Source organism: Nioella sp., assembly GCF_964229645.1.
Lineage (GTDB): Bacteria > Pseudomonadota > Alphaproteobacteria > Rhodobacterales > Rhodobacteraceae > Nioella.
In genome coordinates, this window is record NZ_CAXREX010000213.1 from 1 (window position 1) to 20,377 (window position 20,377).

26 protein-coding genes and 1 pseudogene are annotated in these 20,377 nt (G+C 65.1%); 15 read left to right on the forward strand and 12 right to left on the reverse strand.

The window, feature by feature from the left end; translation table 11 throughout:
- The first annotated feature begins 1 nt into the window (after position 1).
- A complete protein-coding gene (locus ACEQXV_RS14135; protein ID WP_370269737.1) occupies positions 2-877 on the forward strand; it encodes an L-lactate dehydrogenase in 876 nt (291 codons plus the stop codon).
- Positions 878-928: 51 nt separating this feature from the next.
- On the opposite strand, the gene ACEQXV_RS14140 is transcribed toward ACEQXV_RS14135, so the two are convergent.
- The 5 genes from ACEQXV_RS14140 to ACEQXV_RS14160 form a co-directional block, all read right to left on the reverse strand.
- Positions 929-1,174, reverse strand: coding sequence for a hypothetical protein (locus ACEQXV_RS14140; protein ID WP_370269738.1), 246 nt, complete (start codon positions 1,172-1,174; stop codon positions 929-931).
- Positions 1,175-1,306: 132 nt separating this feature from the next.
- Positions 1,307-2,455 carry an acyl-CoA dehydrogenase family protein gene (locus ACEQXV_RS14145; protein WP_370269739.1) on the reverse strand — a complete coding sequence of 383 codons (1,149 nt, stop codon included), beginning with the start codon at positions 2,453-2,455 and terminating at the stop codon, positions 1,307-1,309.
- A gap of 71 nt (positions 2,456-2,526) precedes the next feature.
- Complete coding sequence (locus ACEQXV_RS14150; protein WP_370252503.1) at positions 2,527-3,486, reverse strand: acetyl-CoA carboxylase carboxyltransferase subunit alpha; 960 nt, start codon at positions 3,484-3,486, stop codon at positions 2,527-2,529.
- 109 nt (positions 3,487-3,595) lie between these two features.
- The gene (locus ACEQXV_RS14155) at positions 3,596-4,555 is read right to left on the reverse strand and encodes an L-malyl-CoA/beta-methylmalyl-CoA lyase (protein ID WP_370269741.1); all 960 of its coding nucleotides are present in this window, start codon (positions 4,553-4,555) and stop codon (positions 3,596-3,598) included.
- Positions 4,556-4,853: 298 nt separating this feature from the next.
- Complete coding sequence (locus tag ACEQXV_RS14160; RefSeq protein WP_370251012.1) at positions 4,854-6,020, reverse strand: MalY/PatB family protein; 1,167 nt, start codon at positions 6,018-6,020, stop codon at positions 4,854-4,856.
- 101 nt (positions 6,021-6,121) lie between these two features.
- Between ACEQXV_RS14160 and def (ACEQXV_RS14165) the strand changes: the two genes are divergently transcribed.
- From def (ACEQXV_RS14165) to ACEQXV_RS14190, 6 genes are read left to right on the forward strand one after another with little or no spacing between them, the layout of a single operon-like run.
- Positions 6,122-6,646 (forward strand): peptide deformylase, encoded by a 525-nt coding sequence (gene def / locus ACEQXV_RS14165; protein WP_370269743.1) that lies wholly within the window; start codon positions 6,122-6,124, stop codon positions 6,644-6,646.
- Positions 6,643-7,128, forward strand: a complete 486-nt coding sequence (gene def, locus ACEQXV_RS14170) for a peptide deformylase (RefSeq protein ID WP_370251010.1) — start codon at positions 6,643-6,645, stop codon at positions 7,126-7,128. Before def (ACEQXV_RS14165) ends, def (ACEQXV_RS14170) begins: the two co-directional genes overlap by 4 nt.
- Positions 7,118-7,612 carry a peptide deformylase gene (gene def, locus ACEQXV_RS14175; protein WP_370251009.1) on the forward strand — a complete coding sequence of 165 codons (495 nt, stop codon included), beginning with the start codon at positions 7,118-7,120 and terminating at the stop codon, positions 7,610-7,612. Before def (ACEQXV_RS14170) ends, def (ACEQXV_RS14175) begins: the two co-directional genes overlap by 11 nt.
- On the forward strand, positions 7,609-8,517 hold the full coding sequence (gene fmt / locus ACEQXV_RS14180) for a methionyl-tRNA formyltransferase (RefSeq protein ID WP_370251008.1): 909 nt from the start codon (positions 7,609-7,611) through the stop codon (positions 8,515-8,517). The genes def (ACEQXV_RS14175) and fmt overlap by 4 nt, the downstream gene beginning before the upstream one ends.
- 3 nt (positions 8,518-8,520) lie before the next feature.
- Entirely contained in the window at positions 8,521-8,787 is a 267-nt protein-coding gene (locus ACEQXV_RS14185; RefSeq protein WP_370251006.1) for a hypothetical protein, read from the forward strand.
- Between the two features lie 50 nt (positions 8,788-8,837).
- Positions 8,838-9,077 carry a GlsB/YeaQ/YmgE family stress response membrane protein gene (locus ACEQXV_RS14190; RefSeq protein ID WP_370251005.1) on the forward strand — a complete coding sequence of 80 codons (240 nt, stop codon included), beginning with the start codon at positions 8,838-8,840 and terminating at the stop codon, positions 9,075-9,077.
- Between the two features lies 1 nt (position 9,078).
- Here ACEQXV_RS14190 and ACEQXV_RS14195 read toward each other — a convergent pair whose 3' ends face one another.
- The 6 genes from ACEQXV_RS14195 to ispH all read right to left on the reverse strand — a co-directional run bounded on the left by ACEQXV_RS14195 (position 9,079) and on the right by ispH (position 13,441).
- On the reverse strand, positions 9,079-9,699 hold the full coding sequence (locus tag ACEQXV_RS14195) for a trimeric intracellular cation channel family protein (RefSeq protein WP_370251004.1): 621 nt from the start codon (positions 9,697-9,699) through the stop codon (positions 9,079-9,081).
- A gap of 74 nt (positions 9,700-9,773) precedes the next feature.
- Positions 9,774-10,229, reverse strand: a complete 456-nt coding sequence (rnhA, locus tag ACEQXV_RS14200; RefSeq protein ID WP_370269745.1) for a ribonuclease HI — start codon at positions 10,227-10,229, stop codon at positions 9,774-9,776.
- Entirely contained in the window at positions 10,229-10,672 is a 444-nt protein-coding gene (locus tag ACEQXV_RS14205) for a DUF3429 domain-containing protein (RefSeq protein ID WP_370269747.1), read from the reverse strand. Before ACEQXV_RS14205 ends, rnhA begins: the two co-directional genes overlap by 1 nt.
- 44 nt (positions 10,673-10,716) lie before the next feature.
- On the reverse strand, positions 10,717-11,307 hold the full coding sequence (locus tag ACEQXV_RS14210) for a class I SAM-dependent methyltransferase (protein ID WP_370251001.1): 591 nt from the start codon (positions 11,305-11,307) through the stop codon (positions 10,717-10,719).
- A 1-nt stretch (position 11,308) separates the two neighbouring features.
- Entirely contained in the window at positions 11,309-12,427 is a 1,119-nt protein-coding gene (locus tag ACEQXV_RS14215) for a flavin-containing monooxygenase (protein ID WP_370269748.1), read from the reverse strand.
- Positions 12,428-12,490: 63 nt separating this feature from the next.
- Complete coding sequence (ispH, locus tag ACEQXV_RS14220; protein ID WP_370250999.1) at positions 12,491-13,441, reverse strand: 4-hydroxy-3-methylbut-2-enyl diphosphate reductase; 951 nt, start codon at positions 13,439-13,441, stop codon at positions 12,491-12,493.
- A 148-nt stretch (positions 13,442-13,589) separates the two neighbouring features.
- Here ispH and ACEQXV_RS14225 point away from each other — a divergent pair, with 148 nt between their 5' ends.
- On the forward strand, positions 13,590-14,054 hold the full coding sequence (locus ACEQXV_RS14225) for a c-type cytochrome (RefSeq protein ID WP_370269750.1): 465 nt from the start codon (positions 13,590-13,592) through the stop codon (positions 14,052-14,054).
- A 90-nt stretch (positions 14,055-14,144) separates the two neighbouring features.
- Positions 14,145-14,792, forward strand: coding sequence for a trans-aconitate 2-methyltransferase (locus tag ACEQXV_RS14230; RefSeq protein ID WP_370269752.1), 648 nt, complete (start codon positions 14,145-14,147; stop codon positions 14,790-14,792).
- A gap of 59 nt (positions 14,793-14,851) precedes the next feature.
- Here ACEQXV_RS14230 and ACEQXV_RS14235 read toward each other — a convergent pair whose 3' ends face one another.
- Positions 14,852-15,427: an NYN domain-containing protein gene (locus ACEQXV_RS14235; RefSeq protein WP_370250996.1), complete on the reverse strand. Its 576-nt coding sequence runs from the start codon at positions 15,425-15,427 to the stop codon at positions 14,852-14,854.
- A 95-nt stretch (positions 15,428-15,522) separates the two neighbouring features.
- Here ACEQXV_RS14235 and folK point away from each other — a divergent pair, with 95 nt between their 5' ends.
- The 6 genes and pseudogenes from folK to ACEQXV_RS14265 form a co-directional block, all read left to right on the forward strand.
- A complete protein-coding gene (gene folK / locus ACEQXV_RS14240) occupies positions 15,523-16,131 on the forward strand; it encodes a 2-amino-4-hydroxy-6-hydroxymethyldihydropteridine diphosphokinase (RefSeq protein ID WP_370250995.1) in 609 nt (202 codons plus the stop codon).
- Positions 16,132-16,207: 76 nt separating this feature from the next.
- Positions 16,208-16,561 carry a DNA-directed RNA polymerase subunit omega gene (gene rpoZ, locus ACEQXV_RS14245; RefSeq protein ID WP_370250994.1) on the forward strand — a complete coding sequence of 118 codons (354 nt, stop codon included), beginning with the start codon at positions 16,208-16,210 and terminating at the stop codon, positions 16,559-16,561.
- 28 nt (positions 16,562-16,589) lie between these two features.
- The gene (locus tag ACEQXV_RS14250; RefSeq protein ID WP_370250993.1) at positions 16,590-18,710 is read left to right on the forward strand and encodes a bifunctional (p)ppGpp synthetase/guanosine-3',5'-bis(diphosphate) 3'-pyrophosphohydrolase; all 2,121 of its coding nucleotides are present in this window, start codon (positions 16,590-16,592) and stop codon (positions 18,708-18,710) included.
- A 30-nt stretch (positions 18,711-18,740) separates the two neighbouring features.
- On the forward strand, positions 18,741-19,376 hold the full coding sequence (locus ACEQXV_RS14255; RefSeq protein ID WP_370250991.1) for a DUF2062 domain-containing protein: 636 nt from the start codon (positions 18,741-18,743) through the stop codon (positions 19,374-19,376).
- A 31-nt stretch (positions 19,377-19,407) separates the two neighbouring features.
- Complete coding sequence (locus tag ACEQXV_RS14260) at positions 19,408-20,151, forward strand: pyridoxine 5'-phosphate synthase (RefSeq protein ID WP_370250990.1); 744 nt, start codon at positions 19,408-19,410, stop codon at positions 20,149-20,151.
- A pseudogene (locus ACEQXV_RS14265) lies at positions 20,148-20,377 on the forward strand (hypothetical protein); the annotation flags it as partial. The gene ACEQXV_RS14260 and the pseudogene ACEQXV_RS14265, both read left to right, overlap by 4 nt.

Sequence of the window (20,377 nt, forward strand, 5' to 3'; positions counted from 1 at the left end):
CATGCGCGGCGAAGCGTCCGAGATCGTGCTGGTCGACGTGAACCACGCGCGCGCGCGCGCCGAGGCCGAGGATATTGCCCACGCCATCCCCTTCGCCTCGCCGGCCATCGTGCGGGCCGGGGAATACGCCGATCTGGACGGTGCGGGCGTCGTGATCCTGTCCTGCGGGGTGTCACAGAAACCGGGCGAAACGCGGCTGGCGCTGCTGGAGCGGAACGCCGAGGTGTTTCGGGCGGTTGTGGGGCAGGTCATGGCGGCTTGCCCAGAGGCGATCCTGCTGGTGGCGTCGAACCCGGTCGATCTGATGACCCAGATCACCACGCGCCTGTCGGGCCTGCCGCCGGGGCGCGTGATCGGGTCGGGCACAATCCTGGATACCGCCCGGTTCCGCTGGCTGGTGGGGCGGCATCTGGGGATATCTCCGGGCTCCGTTCATGGCTATGTGCTGGGGGAGCACGGGGATTCGGAGGTTCTGGCCTGGTCCAGCGCGCGGGCCGGATCGGTGCCACTGGAAAGCTTCGCTGCTCAGGTTTCGGCCCCGCTGACCGAGGATGTGCGCCAGAAGATCGACGCGGGCGTGAGTGGCGCGGCTTACACCATCATCGAGGGTAAGGGCGCCACCTGGTACGGGATCGGCGGCGGCCTAGCTCGGATCGTGGCGGCGATTGCCGGGGACGAACAGGCGGTTTTGTCCGTTTCCGTCGTCGAGCCGGATGTCCTGGGCGTGCCCGACGTGGCCCTCTCGCTTCCACGGCTGGTGGGCCGGGCCGGGGTCACGGCGACGCTCTGGCCGGACCTGAGCCAGGCTGAAAGCGCGGCGCTGCGCGCATCGGCCGACATCCTGAAGGAACGGCTTGCGCCGCTGGCAGTCGGTTAGGGCAGCAGGGTGCCCGAGGGTTCTCCTCAGGCCCCTCGCCGCGATGCGCCGTCAAAGGGTCGTCGGGCAGCGACCCGCGGGCCGTGGCAGCCCGAGGCGCTGCGGATTGAGAACGATGTGCCAGCTCGGCGGATAACCCGGGGCCTGCGCGCGCGTGTAGGTGCAGCCTTCGGGGCTGGTGTAGATCAGCGCGGTCACGCTGTCGGGCGGGCGCTGCACGATGTTGGCCATGGCGGCCCCGGCAGTCAGGGCCCCAAGGGCGATTGCGGCGGCGAAACGGGTGGCAGATTTCAGCATCTTGATCCTCCGGGATAAGGGGCAGGGTCATCTTGTGATGCTGTCAGGAATGCACCCGCAAGCCGCCACCACCCGGCCCGGAATCGGGAAAAACCGGGGCGCTTTGTTAAGCTTTTGCTAAAACCCCGTCGCCTAGTCGCGGTCGAGATCGCGGGCGATCAGTTCCTTCATGATCTCGTTGGTGCCGCCATAGATCTTCTGCACGCGGGCATCGGCGTAGAGCTCGGCAATGAGGTATTCGTTCATGTAGCCGTAGCCGCCATGCAGTTGCAGGCACTCGTCCACGATCTCGCATTGCGTCTGGCTGCCCCACCATTTCGCCATCGCGGCCTTTTCCGCGGTCAGCTTGCCCTGCTCCAGTTCCTCAAGGCACTGGTCAAGAAAGGCGGCCAGGATTTCCACCTTGGTCGCGCATTCTGCCAGCTTGAAGCGGGTGTTCTGGAAATCCATCACCCGCTGGCCGAACGCCTTGCGTTCCTTCACATGGGCCAGCGTCACATCCAGTGCACATTGCGATGACCCGAGCGCGCCGTAACCCAGGATCAGCCGCTCCCAAGGCAATTGCCGCATGAGCTGGTAAAAGCCCTGGCCCTCCTCGGTGCCCAGAAGGTGATCTCGCGGGATGCGGACGTCCTCGAAAAACAGCTCTGCCGTGTCGTTCCTCCGCATCCCCATCTTGTCGAGCTTGCGGCCCACGCGGAAGCCTTCCAGCCCGTCGGTTTCCACAACAATCAGCGACACGCCCCTGGCGCGCGACGTGGGGTCGGTCTTGGCCACAAGGATCAGCAGGTCGGCGCTGCCGCCATTGGTGATGAAGGTCTTGGATCCGTTGATGAGGTATTCATTCCCGTCCGGCACGGCGGTCGTGCGCACCGCCTGAAGATCACTGCCTGTGCCCGGTTCCGTCATGGCGATGGCACCGACCATCTCGCCGGTGGCCAGCTTTGGCAGCCAGCGCGCCTTCTGCTCCTCTGTCCCATAGGCGATGATGTAATGCGCGGCGATGTTGTGAACGGCGAAGCCCCAGCCACTATCGCCCGCCTTGGCCTGCTCGATGAAGGTCACCGCATCAAAATGGCGGGAAAGGCCGAGCCCACCGTTTTCCTCGGGCGTGGTGGCACCGAGAATGCCCAGATCACCCGCCTTGCGCCAGAATTCCTTGGGGATCTTGCCTGCCTCTTTCCACGTGTCGCGATGCGGCTGAAACTCGTCCTCCAGAAACCGGCGCACGGTATCGGCATAGGCGTGATGGTCGTCCTGCATCCACAGATGGTTGGGCATGATCTGTCCTCCTCGCGGCAGATGGTGGCGCGGGGGACGCGGTCAGGCAAGGGTGCCGTAGCGGCGCTTGGTCAGGCGGCGAGGCCCTTAGACCCCATGTCTAGGAATTTCTTGCGGCGGGCCTTTATCAGCTCCTTGCGGGACTTGCCATCCATCGACGCCAGCAGGGCCTCGATGCCCTCGCCGACGCGCTTGATGGTGGTCGTCCGGTCACGCTGCGCGCCGCCCAGGGGTTCCTTGATGATCCGGTCGCAGACGCCGAGCTTTTCGAGGTCCTGTGCGGTCAGGCGCAGCGCTTCGGCTGCTTCGCGCATCTTGCCGCCGTCCTTCCACAGGATCGAGGCGCAACCTTCGGGGCTGATCACCGAGTAGATCGAGTGTTCCAGCATCGCGACCTTGTCAGCGGTCGCGAAAGCCACCGCGCCACCGGACCCGCCTTCACCGATCACGACCGACACAAGCGGCACACCGATTTGCAGGCATTTCTCGGTCGAGCGCGCGATGGCCTCGGACTGGCCACGCTCCTCGGCGCCCTTGCCGGGATAGGCACCGGGCGTGTCCACGAGCGTGATGACGGGCAGGTTGAAGCGGTCGGCCAGATCCATCAGGCGCACGGCCTTGCGATAGCCTTCGGGCCGGGCCATGCCGAAATTGCGTTCGATCCGGGTCTTGGTGTCGTGGCCCTTCTCGTGGCCGATCACCACGACCGCACGGTCGTTGAAACGCGCCAGCCCGCCCATGACTGCATGGTCGTCGGCAAAATTCCGGTCTCCGGCAAGAGGCGTATATTCGGTGAACAGCGTCTGGATGTAGTCCCGGCAATGGGGACGGTCGGGATGCCGCGCCACCTGGCATTTGCGCCAGGGTGTCAACGACTTGTAGAGGTCGGCCAGCATGTCGGCGGCCTTCTTGTCGAGCGCCTTGGCCTCGGCCTCGATATCCATCTCCTTGTTGCCGCGCGCCATCGCCCGCAGCTCTTCGGCCTTGCCTTCGATTTCGGCAAGCGGCTTTTCGAAGTCGAGATAGTTCATGAACAGCCTCCGTCTGACCATGGGCTATATGCAGGTGGCAGACGGGATTTGCAACGATATGCGTCGTGGGAAATGGCCCCGGTCCTGTGACGCGGGGCCTTTGCCGGGGTCAGCTGGCCGCGATCATCTCGGCCTGTTTCACGATCACCTCGGCTTGCTTGATCGAGGCGATGTCGACAAGACGACCCTTGTAGACGGTCGCGCCCGCGCCAGATGCCTTGGCTTCTTCCATCGCGGCGAGGATTTCGCGGGCCTCGGCAACGGCGGCGTCGGAGGGGGTAAATACCTGGTTTGCAAGGGCGATCTGCTTGGGGTGGATGGCCCATTTGCCGACCATGCCTAGCGTGGCGGAGCGCATGGCCTGCGCGATGTAGCCCTCGTCGTCGGAGAAATCGCCGAAGGGTCCGTCGACGGGCAGGATGCCGTGGGTGCGGCAGGCGGCGACGATGGCGGTCTGGGCCCAGTGCCAGGGATCGGACCAGTATTTCTGGCCTTCGCGCAGCATGTAGTAGTTTTCCTGCGTGCCGCCGATGCCGGTGGTCTGCATGCCCATGGAGGCCGCGAAGTCGGCCGCGCCGAGGCTCATGGCCTGAAGGCGCGGCGAAGATGCGGCGATCTCCTCGACATGCGCGATGCCGGCAGCCGATTCGATGATGACCTCGAAAGCGATCTTCCTGGTCCGGCCCTTCGCGGCTTCGATGGCCGTAACCAGCGCGTCCACGGCATAGACATCCTCGGCACAGCCCACTTTGGGGATCATGATCTGATCCAGCCGATCGGACGATTGTTCAAGGAGATCAACCACATCGCGATACCAATAGGGGGTATCGAGCCCGTTGATGCGCACCGAGAGGGTCTTGGTGCCCCAGTCCACGGCGCCAATGGCTTCGATCACGTTGGCGCGGGCCTGATCCTTGTCGGAGGGCGCGACGGAATCCTCGAGATCGAGGTTGATCACGTCAGCCGCAGAGGCCGCCATCTTGGCGAAGAGCTTGGTATTGGAGCCGGGGCCAAAGAGCTGGCAGCGATTGGGGCGGGCGGGGGCCGCGGGCTGAAGGCGGAAGGACATTGGCGATTCCCTTCGGGCAAGGATATTTCGTTTCGGTTCTCGCCTTGGGTAGATTATTGCGTTGCGGCGCGCAAGTGCTGCATCGCGGCAAGCGCCGATTTGTCCTGAAAACAGGGGGGTGCCATGCGTACACCCCCCGTACACCCCCCGTGCAGACGGGGATGCGCCGAAGACATATGCGGCGGCGCAGAAGGATTTTCCGGAAAATCCTTCAAGCCCGGAAAAATCTTCCCGAAGATTTTTCCGTAAGGGGCGTGGAAAATTCTTCCGGAAGAATTTTCCATCCCCCCGGATGCTATCACTGAAGATCGGCGAAGGCGCTTTGCAGGCGGCGGACGGTTTCTTCGATCGTGGCGCGAGGGGTGGCCAGCACGAAGCGGTTCCAGAGTTCCGACCCCTGGCCGAACCAGTTCCCCGGAGCCGGCGTGATACCTGCCTGGCCATTCACCCGCTGGGCGATTTCCGCTTCGCTCATCCCCGTGCCGGAGAAGTCCACCCAGGGCAGGTAGGTGGCTTGCAGGGGCATCGACCAGACGCCCGGAATGGCGTTCACGCCCTCGTCGAAAATGCGGCGGTTCTCCGCGAGATAAGCCATCTGCGCGGCAACCCAAGTGTTGCCCTCGGGGGAATAGGCCGCCTGTGAGGCGACCACGCCGAGCGAGGCGGCATCATAGTTCAGCGCGGTCAGGCGATCGGCCATCTGTGCGCGCAATTTCTCGTCGGGAATGACAATCTGGCCAACCCGAAGGCCGGCGAGGTTGAACGTCTTGGACGCGGCGAAGAGCGTGACCATGCGGTCGCGGTGTTCCGGTGCGGCCACGTCCATGGGCACATGGGTGCTGCCGTCAAAGACAAGATCGGCATGCACTTCGTCGCTGACGAGGATCAGGTCGTGACGGGCGGCGAACTCCGCCACCTGGCGCAATTCCTCGACGGTCCAGACCCGGCCCGAGGGGTTCTGGGGTGAGCAGAAGAGCAGCACTTTCGTTTTCGGAGTGATCGCGGCCTCGGCCGCGTCCCAGTCCAGCTCGTAGCGGCCATCGACCAGAGCCATGGGCAGTTCCACATGGTTGCGGTGCGCCCGGTGCGATTTCAGCCGGAACTCGTGGTAGACCGGGGTGAAGAAGGCGATGTCATCGCCCGGCTCGCTCCAGACATCGAGGCAAAGCGCGATCGCCATGCCAAGCCCTTGCGTGGTTAGGACCCAGTCTGGGTCGATCGTCCAGTTGTGCCGGGTCTGCATCCACCAGCAGAAAGAGGCGACGTAGCCCTTGCGGTCGAACCCGTAGTTGAAGATGCCGCGCTGGGCTTCTTTCGTCACCGCCTCGATCACGCAAGGGGCGGTCGGATAGTCCGAATCTGCCACGTGCATCGCGATGCCGTCGGGGCCGACTCCGAAGTTGCCCATGCTGTCCCATTTGCCACTGAAGGTGCCGATCATCGGGTGAAGGGTGTCAAAACTCATGGGGGCCTCTGGATGTTCACTCGGAGCGTGAGGCTACTCATTCGGCAAGCGGGCGCAAGGGGGGCGTTGCGAGGCTGCGACTGATCGCTTATCTGGGGGCCATGCTGAAGCCTATCCTGATCCATCCCGACCCGCGTTTGAAGAAACTGGCCGACCCCGTGGCGGACCTGTCGGACGAGTTGCGCACGCTGGCGGACGACATGCTGGCAACCATGTATGACGCGCCGGGCATCGGCCTGGCTGCGCCGCAGATCGGTGTGTCGAAACGGCTGATCGTGCTGGACTGCGTCAAGGACGAGGGCGAGGCGCCGCGTCCGCTGGCGATGTTCAACCCCGAGATCGTGGCGTCTTCGGACGAGACGAACGTTTACGAGGAAGGCTGCCTGTCGATCCCGGACATCTATGCCGAGGTGACGCGCCCTGCCGAGGTGGAGGTGCGCTGGATGACCCTTGTCGGCAAGGAGCAGCAGGAGGTGTTCAAGGGGCTTTGGGCGACCTGCGTGCAGCACGAGATCGACCATTTGGACGGCAAGCTGTTCATCGACTATCTCAAGCCGCTGAAGCGCCAGATGATCACGCGCAAGATGGTCAAGCTCAAGCGCGAGCGGGCGCGGGAACAGGCGTGAGCGTTCTGCCGATCCTGCGCTGGCCCGATCCGCGCCTGAGCCGGGTCTGTGACCCGGTCAGCGGGGATGCGGCGGGGCTGGCGGCGGATATGCTGGACACGATGTATGCCGCCAAGGGCCGCGGGCTGGCAGCGCCCCAGGTGGGGCACATGCTGCGGCTTTTCGTGATGGACGTGACCTGGAAAACTGGGGCGAAGGCCCCGCGCGTCTTCGTGAACCCCGAACTTGAGGTCAGCTACACCCGGTTCGAAAGCGGCGAGGAAGCCTGCCTGTCGATCCCCGGTGTTGCCGCGCGGGTGAACCGTCCGCCCGAAGTGGTGATCCGCTGGAGCGACCTTGATGGCGTCCGGCACGAAGAGCACATGACCGGCTTTGCCGCGCGCTGCGTGCAGCACGAGGTGGATCATCTGAACGGGCTCGTGATTTTCGATCGGCTGCCCCCGGATCACCGCGCGCAGATGGAGAAAGACTATGCCCGTTAGACCTTTCGTGATGTGGCCCGACAAGCGCCTGCGCACGCCCGCCGAGCCGGTGACCGAGATCACCGACGAGATTCGCGGCATCTGGGTCGACATGATCGAGACGATGGATGCGATGCCGGGTGTCGGGCTGGCCGCGCCCCAGATCGGGGTGATGCTGCGGCTGGCCGTGGTCGATGCGTCGAACGAGCGGGGCAAGGCGGTGCGCATGGCCAATCCGCAGATCCTGCATTCGTCCATCGAGCTGCGCCCGCACGAGGAGGCTAGTCCGAACCTGCCCGGTGTCTACGCCAAGATCGAGCGTCCGCGCGCGGTGACGGTGACCTACATGGACCATCACGGGATGATGGTGCGCAAGGATTTCGTCGGGCTCTGGGCCACCAGCGTGCAACACCAGATCGACCACCTGAACGGGAAGATGTATTTCGACAATCTCAGCAAGGTGAAGCGCGACATGTTCCTGCGCAAGGCGAGGAAGCGGGCATGAGAGTGGTGTTCATGGGCACGCCGGAATTTTCGGTTCCGGTGCTGGAGGCCCTGGTCGCGGCGGGCCACGAGATTGCCGCCGTTTATTGCCAGCCGCCGCGCCCCGCCGGTCGCGGCAAGAAGGAACGCCCGACGCCGGTTCATGCGCGGGCTGTCGACCTAGGGCTGGAGGTGCGCCACCCGGTCTCCCTGAAGGGGGCGGAGGAGCAGGCCGTCTTTGCGGCCTTGCAGGCCGATGTCGCCGTTGTCGTGGCCTACGGGCTGCTGCTGCCGCAGGCGGTTCTGGATGCGCCGGCGAAGGGCTGTCTCAACATCCACGCGAGCCTGTTGCCGCGCTGGCGCGGGGCCGCGCCCATTCACCGGGCGATCATGGCGGGTGACGCGGAAACCGGTGTCTGCATCATGCAGATGGAGGCGGGGCTCGATACCGGGCCGGTGCTGTTGCGCAAGGCGGTGGCGATCGGTGCGGAGGAAACGACGCAGGACCTGCATGACCGGCTGAGCGCCCTTGGGGCCGCAGCCATCGTTGAGGCGCTGGCGACACTGCCCGAACTGGCGGCGCAGGTGCAGCCCGAGGCGGGCGTGACCTATGCCCACAAGATCGACAAGGCAGAGGCGCGGGTGGACTGGAGCCGCCCGGCAGCGGAGATCGACCGGCAGATCCGGGGGCTGTCTCCCTTTCCGGGGGCCTGGACGACCCTAGATGGTAAAAGGCTGAAACTGCTGCGCTGCCGCGTGGCCTCTGGTTCGGGGCGACCCGGCGAGGTTCTGACCGGCTTGACCATTGCATGCGGAGAAGGGGCCATCGAGGTGACCGAAGCGCAGGCCGAAGGGCGCGGGCGGCAAGATGCAGAGACCTTCCTGCGTGGCACGGCCATCGCCCCCGGCACGGTATTGGGAGAGTAACGCATGGTTCTGTTCACCTTCTTCGGGTCGCTTTTCATCGCGGCTGCGGTCGCGGTCCTGTTCGAGCGGTGGGGCGTCACGCGCAACGGCTACGCGGTGTCGATCCTGGTCGCCCTTGGGGCGGTGATCGTGCTGTTCTTCCTGCGCGCGCTCTTTCACCTGCGCATCGGCTCGCCAGGGCTCGATGCCATCATCGGGGCTTCGGCGGCGCTGATCCTGATCCCGGTGGGCGCGGTGCGGGGCCGGGGGCGGCGCAACCGCAGGCGCTGAATTTCGGGTCGCCCCTTCAATCGGCGGGGCAGAGGGGCCATATTCTGCCCATGGGTATCGTTCTATACATGATCATCATCGGCGCGGCGGCAGGCTTCCTGGCGACGCGTATCATGGATGTGCGCACCGACGTGGTCACGACGATCGGCATCGGCATCCTGGGCGCGATCATCGGCGGGCTGGTGCTGCGCTTCCTGCTGACCGTGATGGGAATGCTCTCCGGTTTCGTCGGCGCGATCCTTGGTGCGCTCCTGCTGATCTGGATCTGGCAGACCTACCTGGGCCGATAGCTCAGCTGCGTGGCGGACGTGCCTTGTAGACGGGCAGCCGCCAGCCGAAGGCAAGCGAGCCCGCGCGGAGCGCGAAGCAGGTCAGCATGCAGGCCAGGACGGGCGCAACCGGATGCGGCGTGAGGATCGCGGCGAGAAGCGCCGCCCCCGCCCCCGCGAAAGCGGCTGTCACGTAGAGCTCGCCCTGTTTCAGGACCAGCGGCACCTCGTTGCAGACAACGTCACGCATGAGCCCGCCGAAGGTGCCCGTGGCCACCCCCATGACCAGGACGATCCCGGCGGATTGCTCCAGCGCCTGCGCCACGCCCGCGCCGGCAGCGACCGCGACCGACAGCGCCACGGCGTCGAGCCACAGCAGCACCCGATACCGGCTTTCCAGCAGATGCGCGGTGAAGAAGACCACCAGCGCGGCGACACAGGCGATGGCCAGCGGCATGGGATCGGCAACCCAGAAGACGGGATTGCGGTCCAGCAGCAGGTCGCGCAGCGTGCCGCCGCCCACGGCGGTCAGGCAGGCGATGAAGAAAAAACCCACGATGTCGAGCTGCGCACGGCTGGCCACGAGCGCGCCGGAGAGCGCGAAGACGAGAACCGAAGCGTAGTCGAGCAGCAGAAGGGTCATGCCCTCCGGTGTGACAGGTTCCCCGGCATTGGGGAAGGGGCATGGCGCTGCGTCGACGCAACGCCCGACCGGGGTCAGCCCTTCTTGAACGGCGCCATCCCGGCGCGGGCCAGTTCGTCGGCGCGTTCGTTTTCCGGGTGGCCGGCATGGCCCTTGACCCATTCCCAGGTCACGCGGTGGCGGGCCTGCGCCTCGTCCAGCCTTTGCCAGAGGTCCACGTTCTTCACCGGCTTCCTGTTCGAGGTCTTCCAGCCGTTGCGCTTCCAGCCGTGAATCCAGCCGGTGACGCCGTTCTTCACATAGGCCGAATCCGTCACGATGGTGATCGCGCTGGCGCGGGTCAGGCTTTCCAGCGCGGTGATCGCGGCCAGCAGTTCCATCCGGTTGTTGGTGGTCTCGGCCTCGCCGCCGCTGAGCTCGCGTTCCTTGACGACCGTTTCGCCCTCTTTCGCCTGTAACAGCGCCCCCCAGCCCCCGGGGCCGGGATTTCCGGAACAGGCACCGTCGGTATAGGCATAAAGGTCGGGCATCAGGCGATCAGGTCCACGGAAAGGGCTATGACAACGCCCGTGGTCAGCAGGATGCGCAGGCGCATCCACCAGTCCGGCGCGGCCCCGGTTTTCCAGAAATGCCAGTCGAGTGCAAGGAGGCCGAGAAAGCCAGCGACAAGCGCGAGCGCCGCCCGATCTGCCCCGCCGCCGGTGGTGAAGAAGGCCCAGAGCGCAGGCAGGACCGAGAGCGCGTAGCCCGGCCACCCGTGTCCCTTCGCAGCGAACCCCCATAGAACGCCTGACATGAAGGACAGGATCACCGCGCCATAGAAGACCTGCACATAGGGGCCCACGAAGCGGGGGCCGAGCATTTCGGTGCCCCAGGCCGCAAGGCCGGGCGCGACCGATGTTAGTGCGCCCCAGTAGAACGGGATCAGCCCGGCAAGGCCAAGCAGGAGCGCGGGGCGGGGGATCTGGGTCATGGCGGTCTCCGGTCGGGTCGGGCCAGGGGCGCAGCCCGGGCGGGTCAGCCCCGGTGCGCGGTCAGCAGGATGAAGCGGTCGACGGTTCCGGCAAGACCGGCCCCTTCGCCGGATGTAGCGCGAATCCGTCCGAAGCCAGCCCCGGCCAGCAGGGCGCGCAATTCCGCTTCCTCGTAATAGGCGTAGAAGCGGCCAAGGGAGTCGCGCTCTTCGCCCTGCCCGAGCTTGAGGCCGAGATAGAGCACGCCCTTCGGCCTGAGCGCCCGGTGAATGGCGGCGAGGTGGCGGGGGAAGGCGGCCTTCGGGGCATGGAGCAGCGAGAAGCTGGCCCAGATGCCGTCATAGGCAGCGGTCTCGGTCAGGTCATCGAATGTGCCGAGCCGGGCGGCGACGCCCTTTTCCTGCGCGGCCTCGACGAAGGCGGGGGTGGCGTCGATGGCCGAGACCTCGAAGCCCTGCGCGGCCATGCGCGCGGCGTGAAAGCCGGGGCCGCAGCCCAGGTCGAGGACCGCGCCACCAGGGGGCAGGAGGGACAGGAAACCGCCCAGGGCCGCCTGCTCGCCTGCCGAGAAATCCAGCGCCGCGTAGTCGGCGGCCTTCCGGGTGTAGGTGGCGAGGGTCTTTGCGTCGGCCATGTCAGGTGGGCTCTGCCAGGAGGGTTGCGGCATGTTCGGCGATGGCAAGGGCCTCTCGCGAAGTCGAGAACAGCTGCCCGTCGGGTGAGACCTTGTAGGAACAGAAATAGAGCCCTCGCTCGGGCGTGGGGGCGCCGCTGGCCAACGGGCGGCCCGTCGCATCGAGCGCAGGGCACGCCGCGCCCAGAAGCGGGCGCAGGTCGACGGTGTAGCCGATGGCGGCGATGATCGCGTCGAAGGCGCTGCTGGTGCCGTCGGAAAAGCGGACCGAATCCCCGTGGAGCTGTGCGATGCCGGGCTTGACCGCGATGCGCCCTGCCTTGATGGCACCAAGCGTGCCCACGTCGATCAGCGGAATACGGTCATCCTCGTGGACCAGCGCGGCGGGGCCCTTGGACATGGCCCGGAGCCCGTAATCCTCGGGCCGTCCGATCACCATGCGCAGAACCGGAGCGGTCAGCGCATCCGCCGCCTTGTAGCCGAGCGTCTTGGTCAGAAGCCCGAAGGAGGTGATGGGAATGCCGAAGAGCTGCTTGGGCAGGATGTTCACGGGCCCGCGCACGGACATGCTGACATCAACACCCGCGCGGGCAAGGTCGAGCGCGATATCGCCGCCGGAATTGCCGAACCCCACAACCAGCACCCGCTGCCCGGCGAAGGGGGCGGGGTTGCGATAGGTGCTGGAATGCAGGATCGGGCCGTGGAAATCGCCGGGCCAGTCGGGCCGGCGCGGGGTGCCGTTCACGCCGGTGGACATGACGACGATATCCGCAGCTTCGGTGCCGTCGGAATGGGTGACGCGCCAGCCATCCGCGGCCTTCTCCACCTTTTCTACCGAGCATCCAAGGCGCGGGGACAGGCCGTGATGGGCGGCATAGGCCTCCAGGTAGGCGATCACCTCTGCGCGGCTTGGGTATTTGCCGACGCCTTTTGGATAGTCCAGCCCCGGCAGGGTGGAGCGTCCGCGCGCCGTATGCAGGTGCAGGCAGTCGTAATGAGCGTGCCAGCTGCTGGCGAGGGTTTCGGCCCGGTCAAGGATCACGGGCGCGATGCCCTTGGCCTTGAGACAGGCGGCAGCAGCCAGCCCGGCGGGGCCTGCCCCGATGATCACCGCTTTCATGGCTGTCCTCCTGTGCGCCCGCGCTCAGCGTGGCACTGAAGGGCTGGCCCGGTCAACGGGGTGTCAGGCGGGGCTGCGCAGGACGCGGGGGACCTTGAATTCCACGTTCTCGACGGCGGTTTCCACCTGTTCGACGGTCACGTCGTAACGGGCGCGGAAGGCGTCGATCACTTCTTCTACAAGAACTTCCGGGGCCGAGGCCCCGGCGGTGACACCCACGGACCCGATCCCCTCCAGCGCGCGCCAGTCGATATTCTCGGCCCGCTGCACAAGCTGCGAGTAGGAACAGCCCGCCTTGGCGCCAACTTCGACCAGTCTGCGGGAGTTCGACGAATTGGGCGCGCCCACGACAAGAATTGCGTCTGCCTTGGGGGCGATGGCCTTGACCGCCGCCTGGCGGTTGGTGGTGGCGTAGCAGATGTCTTCCTTGTGGGGGCCTACAATGGCGGGAAAGCGTGCCTGAAGGGCGGCCACGATCCCGGCGGTATCATCGACCGACAGCGTGGTCTGGGTGATGAAGGCCAGCCTTTCGGGATCGCGCGGGGCAAGGCCCGCCACGTCGGCCTCGGTTTCCACCAGCAGCACTTCGCCCTCGGGCAGCTGGCCCATGGTGCCGATGGTTTCGGGGTGGCCCGCATGGCCGATCATCACCATTTGCAGCCCGTTGGCGTGGTGGCGTTCCGCCTCGATATGGACCTTCGAGACCAGCGGGCAGGTCGCATCGACATAGACCATCTGCCGCGCCTCGGCGGCGGCGGGGACGGATTTTGGCACGCCGTGGGCCGAGAAGATGACTGGGCGGTCGTCGGGGCAGTCGGCCAGTTCCTCGACGAAGATCGCGCCCTTGTCGCGCAGGTCATCGACCACGAACTTGTTGTGCACGATCTCGTGGCGGACATAGACCGGCGCGCCCCATTTCTCGATCGCCATTTCGACGATCTTGATCGCCCGGTCGACGCCCGCGCAAAAGCCGCGCGGGGCGGCGAGGTAGAGGGTGAGGGGCGGCTTGGTCATCGCGGGCTCCTTGTGCTTGGATCAGAGGTAAGGCCCGCAAGCGGTGGCGTCCAGAGCAGAGGCGGCTTTCACGCCCCGGTGACTTGACCTTCCAGCGCGGGAAGCCTCGAAGAAAGAACAGACGCGACCGAAACCGGAGGACCAGACAGTGAAACCCGCCATTCTTCTTGCCGCTGCCGCCATGACCGCCCTTGCCTGTGCTGCCGTTTGGGCCAGCCATGGCGAGGGCCCCGGGCTTGTGCCCTATGACCATCCGGAGGCGGTTGCGCGGGGGGAGGTGCTTTACGCGGAAAACTGCGCCAGTTGCCACGGGGCGGACCTGTCGGGGCAGGACGGCCAGGACTGGCGGGTGCGCGATGCCGATGGCTATCTGCCCGCCCCGCCCCATGACGAGACCGGCCATACCTGGCACCATCCCGACCAGATCCTTGTTGCGATCACGGTCTATGGCACGGAGGCGCTGGTCGGCGGGGACTATCGCAGCAACATGATGGGGTTTGGCGAGGTGCTGAGCGCGCAGGAGATCCTCGATGTGCTGGCCTATATCAAGAGCACCTGGCCCGAGCGGGTGATCGAGATCCATAACGGGATCAACGAACAGGCCGGGGGCTAGGCGGCGGGCGATATGGAATTGTGACATGCTCACAGACGGGGGGCGGGGGCTGACGTAGCATCTGGCCCAATCGCTTCTGGGGGGCGAATCATGACCGACATCGAGACCAGGACCACCCATTGGAATGGCCGCTATCGCGGCAACGCGCCGGAGAGCCTGAGCTGGTTCGAGGCCGCGCCGGAAATATCCCTGTCGCTGATCCAGCGCGCGGTCGGCCCGTCCTGGAGCGTTCTGGACGTGGGCGGGGGCGCCTCTCGCCTGCCCGATGCGCTGCTGGATGCGGGGCATGACGATATCACCGTTCTGGATCTGTCGGGCGAGGCGCTGTCGCGCTCTCGGGCGCGATTGGGCGCGCGGGCGGACAAGGTCAACTGGATCGTGGGGGACGTCACCACCTGGGAACCTGCCCGCAAGTATGACCTGTGGCATGACCGGGCGGTGTTCCACTTCCTGACCGAGCGGGCCGATCGCGAGGCCTATGCCGCGACCATGTGCAAGGCGATGAAGCGCGGCGGGACCGCGATCATCATGACCTTTGCCGAGGATGGACCGGAGAAATGTTCGGGCCTGCCGGTTCGGCGCTATTCATCCGACGACCTGACCCGGGAGATAACCTCGCTGCTGCATGGCAATCTCGGCGTGGGGGAAACCGGGCGCTTCACCCATGTCACGCCCACGGGGGGCGAGCAGCGGTTCCAGTATTGCGTGTTCCACTGCATGAACCCGTCCGAAGGCTGACACGAAAACGGGGCCCTGCCTGCGCAGGACCCCGCTTTGAACCCGGCCTGGATCGAGGATCAGTTTTCCTCGGTCTCGTAGTCGGCACGCTCGTTCATGCGCGGCTCACGCGGGGGGCGGCCAACCACGTCCTTCAGTTCATCCAGCTCGATGAAATTATCGGCCTGACGGCGAAGGTCGTCGGCGATCATCGGCGGCTGGCTGCGGATCGTGGATACAACCGAAACGCGAACGCCCTTGCGCTGAAGCGCGGCGACGAGCGGTTTGAAGTCGCCATCGCCTGAGAAGAGCACGATGTGATCGACATGGGGGGCGATTTCCATGGCATCGACGGTCAGTTCGATGTCCATGTTGCCCTTCACCTTGCGGCGGCCCTGGCTGTCGACGAATTCCTTCGCCGGCTTCGTCACCATGGTGAAGCCGTTGTAGTGCAGCCAATCCACCAGCGGGCGAATCGGGGAATAGTCGTCATTCTCCAGCAGCGCCGTGTAGTAGAAGGCCCGGAGCAGCTTGCCCCGTTGCATGAACTCCTGTCGGAGAAGCTTGTAGTCGATGTCGAAGGCCAAGGCTTTGGCCGCCGCATAGAGGTTGGAGCCGTCTATGAAGAGCGCCAACCGTTCGTCCCTGTAAAACATGATATCTGGTCCCGTGAGTGAAAATCGTCGACCGCAACCGGTGGATGTGAAATGAAATGGCTAAAATCACAGTCGACAATGACCACAGACAATAAGTGATCAAACCTGCATTGCAACGTCCCATCCGTAATAATTCCGTTACAAACGCGCTGATTGCCGTCGGGTCAAATCTACCAAGGGATACAACACTATCCAAAGGTATAGTTACCCAGGCCGTTGCCGAGATTGCCCGCCGGGTTGGCGGCCCACCACAACTTTCGCGATTCTACGCCACCCCAGCCTTCCCGCCGGGTTCGGGGCCGGACTTCGTGAACGCGGCCCTTGTTATTCCCTGGGCAGATTCGCCCGAGGCGCTTCTGGACCTGCTGCACGAGATCGAAGCGGGTTTTGGCCGGACCCGCACCGACAGGTGGGAAGCGCGGGTTCTGGACCTTGACCTGATCGCCCTTGGCCAAGACGTGCGCCCCGATGCCGAGACGCAGGCACAGTGGCGGGAGCTGCCTCTGGACAGGGCCGCGCAGGAAACGCCTGGCACGCTGATCCTGCCGCATCCCAGATTACAGGAGCGCGCCTTCGTGCTGGTGCCGCTGGCCGATGTGGCCCCCGACTGGCGCCATCCGCTGACGGGCGAAAGCGTGCGCGAGATGCTGGAGGCTTTGCCGGCGGAGGACCTGGCCGAAATCCGCCCGTTTGAAGGGGATTGAAGGCTTGTCAATCCCTTTTGGTCTCTATAAGTAGGCCACCTGCGCACACCTCCTGCAACAGACTCCGGAGAATGACATGGCCCGCGTGACGGTTGAAGACTGCGTTGACAAGGTTCCGAACCGGTTCGAGCTGGTAATGCTCGCCGCGCATCGTGCGCGAGAAATTTCCGCCGGAAGCCCGATCACGCTGGACCGCGACAACGACAAGAACCCCGTCGTCGCCCTGCGCGAGATCGCCGATGAAACGCAGCTGGCCGATGACCTGCGCGAGCGTCTGATCGAGTCGAACCAGACCCAGATCGAGGTCGATGAGCCGGAAGAGGACGCCATGGCGCTGCTTCAGGGTGTCGAGGCCGACCGCCCGGCACAGGACGACATGTCCGAAGAGCAGATGCTGCGGCAGCTGATGGAAGCGCAAAGCCAGCGCTGACGCTCCGCCAGACCGGGACAGGACGGGAATGATCGACGTCGACGACCTTCTGAGCCTGGTCCGCAACTACAATCCCAAGTGCAATGAGGCCCTGCTGCGCGGGGCCTATGCCTATGCGCGGGACATGCACGAGGGCCAGTTCCGCCGCTCGGGCGAGCCCTATTTCACCCATCCTGTCGAGGTCGCCGCGATCCTGACCGAGCAGCGGCTGGACGATGCCACCATCGCCACCGCGCTGCTGCATGACACGATCGAGGACACCAAGGGCACCTATTCCGAGATCGCGAACAAGTTCGGTTCGGACGTGGCCGAGCTGGTCGACGGGGTCACCAAGCTGACCAACCTCGAACTCAGCAGCCGCGAAACCAAGCAGGCGGAAAACTTCCGCAAGCTCTTCATGGCCATGTCCAAGGATCTGCGGGTGATCCTGGTCAAGCTGTCCGACCGCCTGCACAACATGCGCACCATCAAGCACATGTCGCCGGAAAAGCAGGCCCAGAAGGCGCGCGAGACGATGGATATCTACGCGCCGCTGGCGGGCCGCATGGGTATGCAGTGGATGCGCGACGAGCTGGAAGACCTGGCCTTTGCCGTGCTCAATCCCGATGCGCGCAAGTCGATCATGCGCCGTTTCGTCATGCTTCAGAAGGATTCGGGCGATGTGATCCCCAAGATCACCGACGATATCGAGCTGGAGATGGAAAAGCATGGCGTGAAGGGTGACGTGCTCGGCCGCGCCAAGAAGCCGTTTTCGATCTGGCGCAAGATGCAGGAAAAGGATCTCGCCTTCTCGCGGCTGTCGGATATCTACGGGTTCCGCGTCATCACCGAAAGCGAGGATGACTGTTACCGGATGCTGGGGGCGATCCACCAGCGCTGGCGCGCGGTGCCCGGGCGGTTCAAGGATTACATCTCTCAGCCCAAGTCGAACGGATACCGCTCGATCCACACCACCGTGTCGGGCCGCGACGGCAAGCGGGTCGAAGTGCAGATCCGGACCCGCCAGATGCACGAAGTGGCCGAGGCCGGGGTGGCGGCACACTGGTCCTACAAGGACGGGGTGCGCGCCGAGAACCCCTTTGCCGTGGACCCGGCCAAGTGGCTTGCGGGGCTGACGGAGCGCTTCGAGATGGCCGAGGACCATGACGAGTTCCTCGAACATGTGAAGCTGGAAATGTATTCCGACCAGGTGTTCTGCTTCACGCCCAAGGGCGACGTGGTGAAGCTGCCCAAGGGGGCGACGCCGCTGGACTTCGCCTATGCGATCCATACGCGGATCGGGCATAGCTGCGTGGGCGCCAAGGTCGATGGCATCCGGGTGCCGCTGTGGACGCGGCTCAAGAACGGCCAGTCGGTCGAGATCATGACCGCCGAGGGGCAGAGCCCCCAGGCCACCTGGATCGACATCGTGAAAACGGGCCGCGCCAAGGCCGCGATCCGCCGCCTGCTGCGTGAAGAGGACCGGGGCCGCTATATCCGGCTTGGGCAGGAACTGGCCCGCGTGGCGTTCGAGCATGTTGGCAAGAAGGCCACCGACAAGGCGCTCAAGACCGCGGCCAAGACGATGAACATGGAAAGCGGCGACGAGATCCTGGCGCGGATCGGCGCGGCGGAACTGTCCGCGCGCGAGGTCGTTGCAGCGCTCTACCCGGAACTGGTCGGCAAGCCCGAGGCACAAGAAACCGTGCGCCGCCCTGTGATCGGCCTGCCTGCGGGGGCCGAGCTCAACCGGGCGCAATGCTGTCAGCCAGTTCCCGGCGAGCGTATCGTGGGGGTGCCCTACAAGGGCCGGGGTCCCATTCTGCATGCGATCGACTGCCCGGCGCTGGCCGATCTCGACGCGATGGCGGACAACTGGATCGACGTGCATTGGACCGAAGGCCGCCACGCGGCGGTGCATAATGTCACGATCAACGTGACCATCAGCAATGACCATGGCGTCCTGGGGCGAATCTGCACATTGATTGGTGAGCAGAACGCCAATATCTCGGACCTGCACTTCATTGACAGGAAACCGGACTTTTTCCGCCTCCTTATCGATGTAGAAGTGCGGGACGCCGAGCATTTGCACGCCGTGATGATGGCCGTAGAGGCCGATAGTGATGTTGCCACGTTGGAGCGCTACCGTAACCTGGACCGGCGCCCCTGACGCGGGACAGGATTGGAGGACGGACACCCGATGGTGTTCAAGCGCAGAGATCCACGCCACTGGCTCGAAGTGGTTGGACGCTTCTTCTACCCGCGCGGCGGGTGGGGGAGGGCGATGCAGTATATCAAGCATCGTCTGCACCGCCTGCCCGGAACGCCCGAGACCATCGCGCGTGGCATCTTCGCCGGGGCCTTCACGGTCTTTACCCCGTTCTACGGTATGCATTTCGTCGTTGCGGCGGTGATCGCCAAGGTGATGCGGGGCAATATCCTGGCCGCGCTGCTGGCGACCTTCATCGGCAATCCGCTGACCTATCTGCCGATCGCGCTGATCTCGATCCATACCGGGCATTTCCTGCTGGGAACCGATCCGGGCGGCATTGGCGGCCATATCGGGCCGGCCTTCGCCGGCGCCTGGCGCGATCTGCGCCACAACATCTGGGCCATGTTCACGCCCGAGCGCGCGCATTGGGACGAGCTTTACCTGTTTTATCAGGACGTGTTCTTCCCCTTCATGGTTGGCTCGATCATTCCGGGGCTTATCTGTGGCGTGATATGCTACTACCTGTCGGTTCCCGTGATCCGAGCCTATCAGCAGCGCCGCCTTGCCAAGCTCCGGGCAAAGATGAACAAGATGCGCAGGCAGGCGCAGAGAAGCGCCGAATAATCACGCCACACGCGGCAAAGGGAGACCCGCCATGACCAGCCGTCCCCGGCTCGGGGTGAATATCGACCATGTGGCCACCGTCCGGAACGCCCGGGGCGGGGCCGTGCCGGACCCCGTGCGCGCCGCGCTTCTGGCCGAAGAGGCCGGGGCCGACGGCATCACCGCGCATCTGCGCGAGGATCGGCGCCATATCTCTGATGACGATATCGAGCGCCTGATGGCGGCGCTGACCGTGCCGCTGAACTTCGAAATGGCGGCAACGGCGGAGATGCAGGCCATCGCGCTGCGACACAAGCCCCATGCGGTCTGCATCGTGCCCGAGAAGCGCGAGGAACGCACAACCGAGGGCGGGCTGGAAGTGGCGCGCGAAGAAAACCGGCTGGCCCATTACATCGCGCCCCTGCGCGAGGCGGGTTGCCGGGTGTCGATCTTCATCGCCGCCGACAAGCGCCAGATAGAGGCCGCGCACCGGATCGGGGCCGAGGTGATCGAGCTGCACACCGGGGCCTATTGCGATGCCCATGCCGAGGGGCAATTCGACGCGCGTGACCGGGAACTGGAGGCGCTGCGCGAGATGTCGGCCTATGCCCATTCTTTGGGGCTGGAGGTGCATGCGGGCCACGGGCTGACCTATGACACCGTGCAGCCGGTCGCGGCCTTCCCAGAAGTGATGGAGCTCAATATCGGGCATTTCCTGATCGGTGAGGCGATCTTCCGTGGCCTCACCCCCGCGATCCACGAAATGCAGCGCCTGATCGAGGAGGCCCGCGCATGAAGACGACCACTCTCGCGCTCTTGGCAACGCTTCTTGCCATGCCGCTGGCCGCGCAATCCCTGCGTAACTGCGACACGTTCGAGGCCAATGCCCGCAACACCTATGGCCCCTATGCCGAGACGATCCGCGAATATGCCAATGGTGCCATCCGGGTCATCGCGCTCGATGTCGGTGAACCGGCAGGCGGCAGCTATCACGTCATGGTCACCTATCCGCATCCCGATGA

Excerpts from the sequence above, each read along its gene's own strand:
- ACEQXV_RS14135 (WP_370269737.1), top strand. The coding sequence starts at position 2 with ATGCGCGGCGAAGCGTCCGAGATCGTGCTGGTCGACGTGAACCACGCG.
- ACEQXV_RS14140 (WP_370269738.1), bottom strand. The coding sequence starts at position 1,174 with ATGCTGAAATCTGCCACCCGTTTCGCCGCCGCAATCGCCCTTGGGGCC.
- ACEQXV_RS14145 (WP_370269739.1), bottom strand. The coding sequence starts at position 2,455 with ATGCCCAACCATCTGTGGATGCAGGACGACCATCACGCCTATGCCGAT.
- ACEQXV_RS14150 (WP_370252503.1), bottom strand. The coding sequence starts at position 3,486 with ATGAACTATCTCGACTTCGAAAAGCCGCTTGCCGAAATCGAAGGCAAG.
- ACEQXV_RS14155 (WP_370269741.1), bottom strand. The coding sequence starts at position 4,555 with ATGTCCTTCCGCCTTCAGCCCGCGGCCCCCGCCCGCCCCAATCGCTGC.
- ACEQXV_RS14160 (WP_370251012.1), bottom strand. The coding sequence starts at position 6,020 with ATGAGTTTTGACACCCTTCACCCGATGATCGGCACCTTCAGTGGCAAA.
- def (WP_370269743.1), top strand. The coding sequence starts at position 6,122 with ATGCTGAAGCCTATCCTGATCCATCCCGACCCGCGTTTGAAGAAACTG.
- def (WP_370251009.1), top strand. The coding sequence starts at position 7,118 with ATGCCCGTTAGACCTTTCGTGATGTGGCCCGACAAGCGCCTGCGCACG.
- fmt (WP_370251008.1), top strand. The coding sequence starts at position 7,609 with ATGAGAGTGGTGTTCATGGGCACGCCGGAATTTTCGGTTCCGGTGCTG.
- ACEQXV_RS14185 (WP_370251006.1), top strand. The coding sequence starts at position 8,521 with ATGGTTCTGTTCACCTTCTTCGGGTCGCTTTTCATCGCGGCTGCGGTC.
- ACEQXV_RS14190 (WP_370251005.1), top strand. The coding sequence starts at position 8,838 with ATGGGTATCGTTCTATACATGATCATCATCGGCGCGGCGGCAGGCTTC.
- ACEQXV_RS14195 (WP_370251004.1), bottom strand. The coding sequence starts at position 9,699 with ATGACCCTTCTGCTGCTCGACTACGCTTCGGTTCTCGTCTTCGCGCTC.
- rnhA (WP_370269745.1), bottom strand. The coding sequence starts at position 10,229 with ATGCCCGACCTTTATGCCTATACCGACGGTGCCTGTTCCGGAAATCCC.
- ACEQXV_RS14205 (WP_370269747.1), bottom strand. The coding sequence starts at position 10,672 with ATGACCCAGATCCCCCGCCCCGCGCTCCTGCTTGGCCTTGCCGGGCTG.
- ACEQXV_RS14210 (WP_370251001.1), bottom strand. The coding sequence starts at position 11,307 with ATGGCCGACGCAAAGACCCTCGCCACCTACACCCGGAAGGCCGCCGAC.
- ACEQXV_RS14215 (WP_370269748.1), bottom strand. The coding sequence starts at position 12,427 with ATGAAAGCGGTGATCATCGGGGCAGGCCCCGCCGGGCTGGCTGCTGCC.
- ispH (WP_370250999.1), bottom strand. The coding sequence starts at position 13,441 with ATGACCAAGCCGCCCCTCACCCTCTACCTCGCCGCCCCGCGCGGCTTT.
- ACEQXV_RS14230 (WP_370269752.1), top strand. The coding sequence starts at position 14,145 with ATGACCGACATCGAGACCAGGACCACCCATTGGAATGGCCGCTATCGC.
- ACEQXV_RS14235 (WP_370250996.1), bottom strand. The coding sequence starts at position 15,427 with ATGTTTTACAGGGACGAACGGTTGGCGCTCTTCATAGACGGCTCCAAC.
- rpoZ (WP_370250994.1), top strand. The coding sequence starts at position 16,208 with ATGGCCCGCGTGACGGTTGAAGACTGCGTTGACAAGGTTCCGAACCGG.
- ACEQXV_RS14250 (WP_370250993.1), top strand. The coding sequence starts at position 16,590 with ATGATCGACGTCGACGACCTTCTGAGCCTGGTCCGCAACTACAATCCC.
- ACEQXV_RS14255 (WP_370250991.1), top strand. The coding sequence starts at position 18,741 with ATGGTGTTCAAGCGCAGAGATCCACGCCACTGGCTCGAAGTGGTTGGA.
- ACEQXV_RS14260 (WP_370250990.1), top strand. The coding sequence starts at position 19,408 with ATGACCAGCCGTCCCCGGCTCGGGGTGAATATCGACCATGTGGCCACC.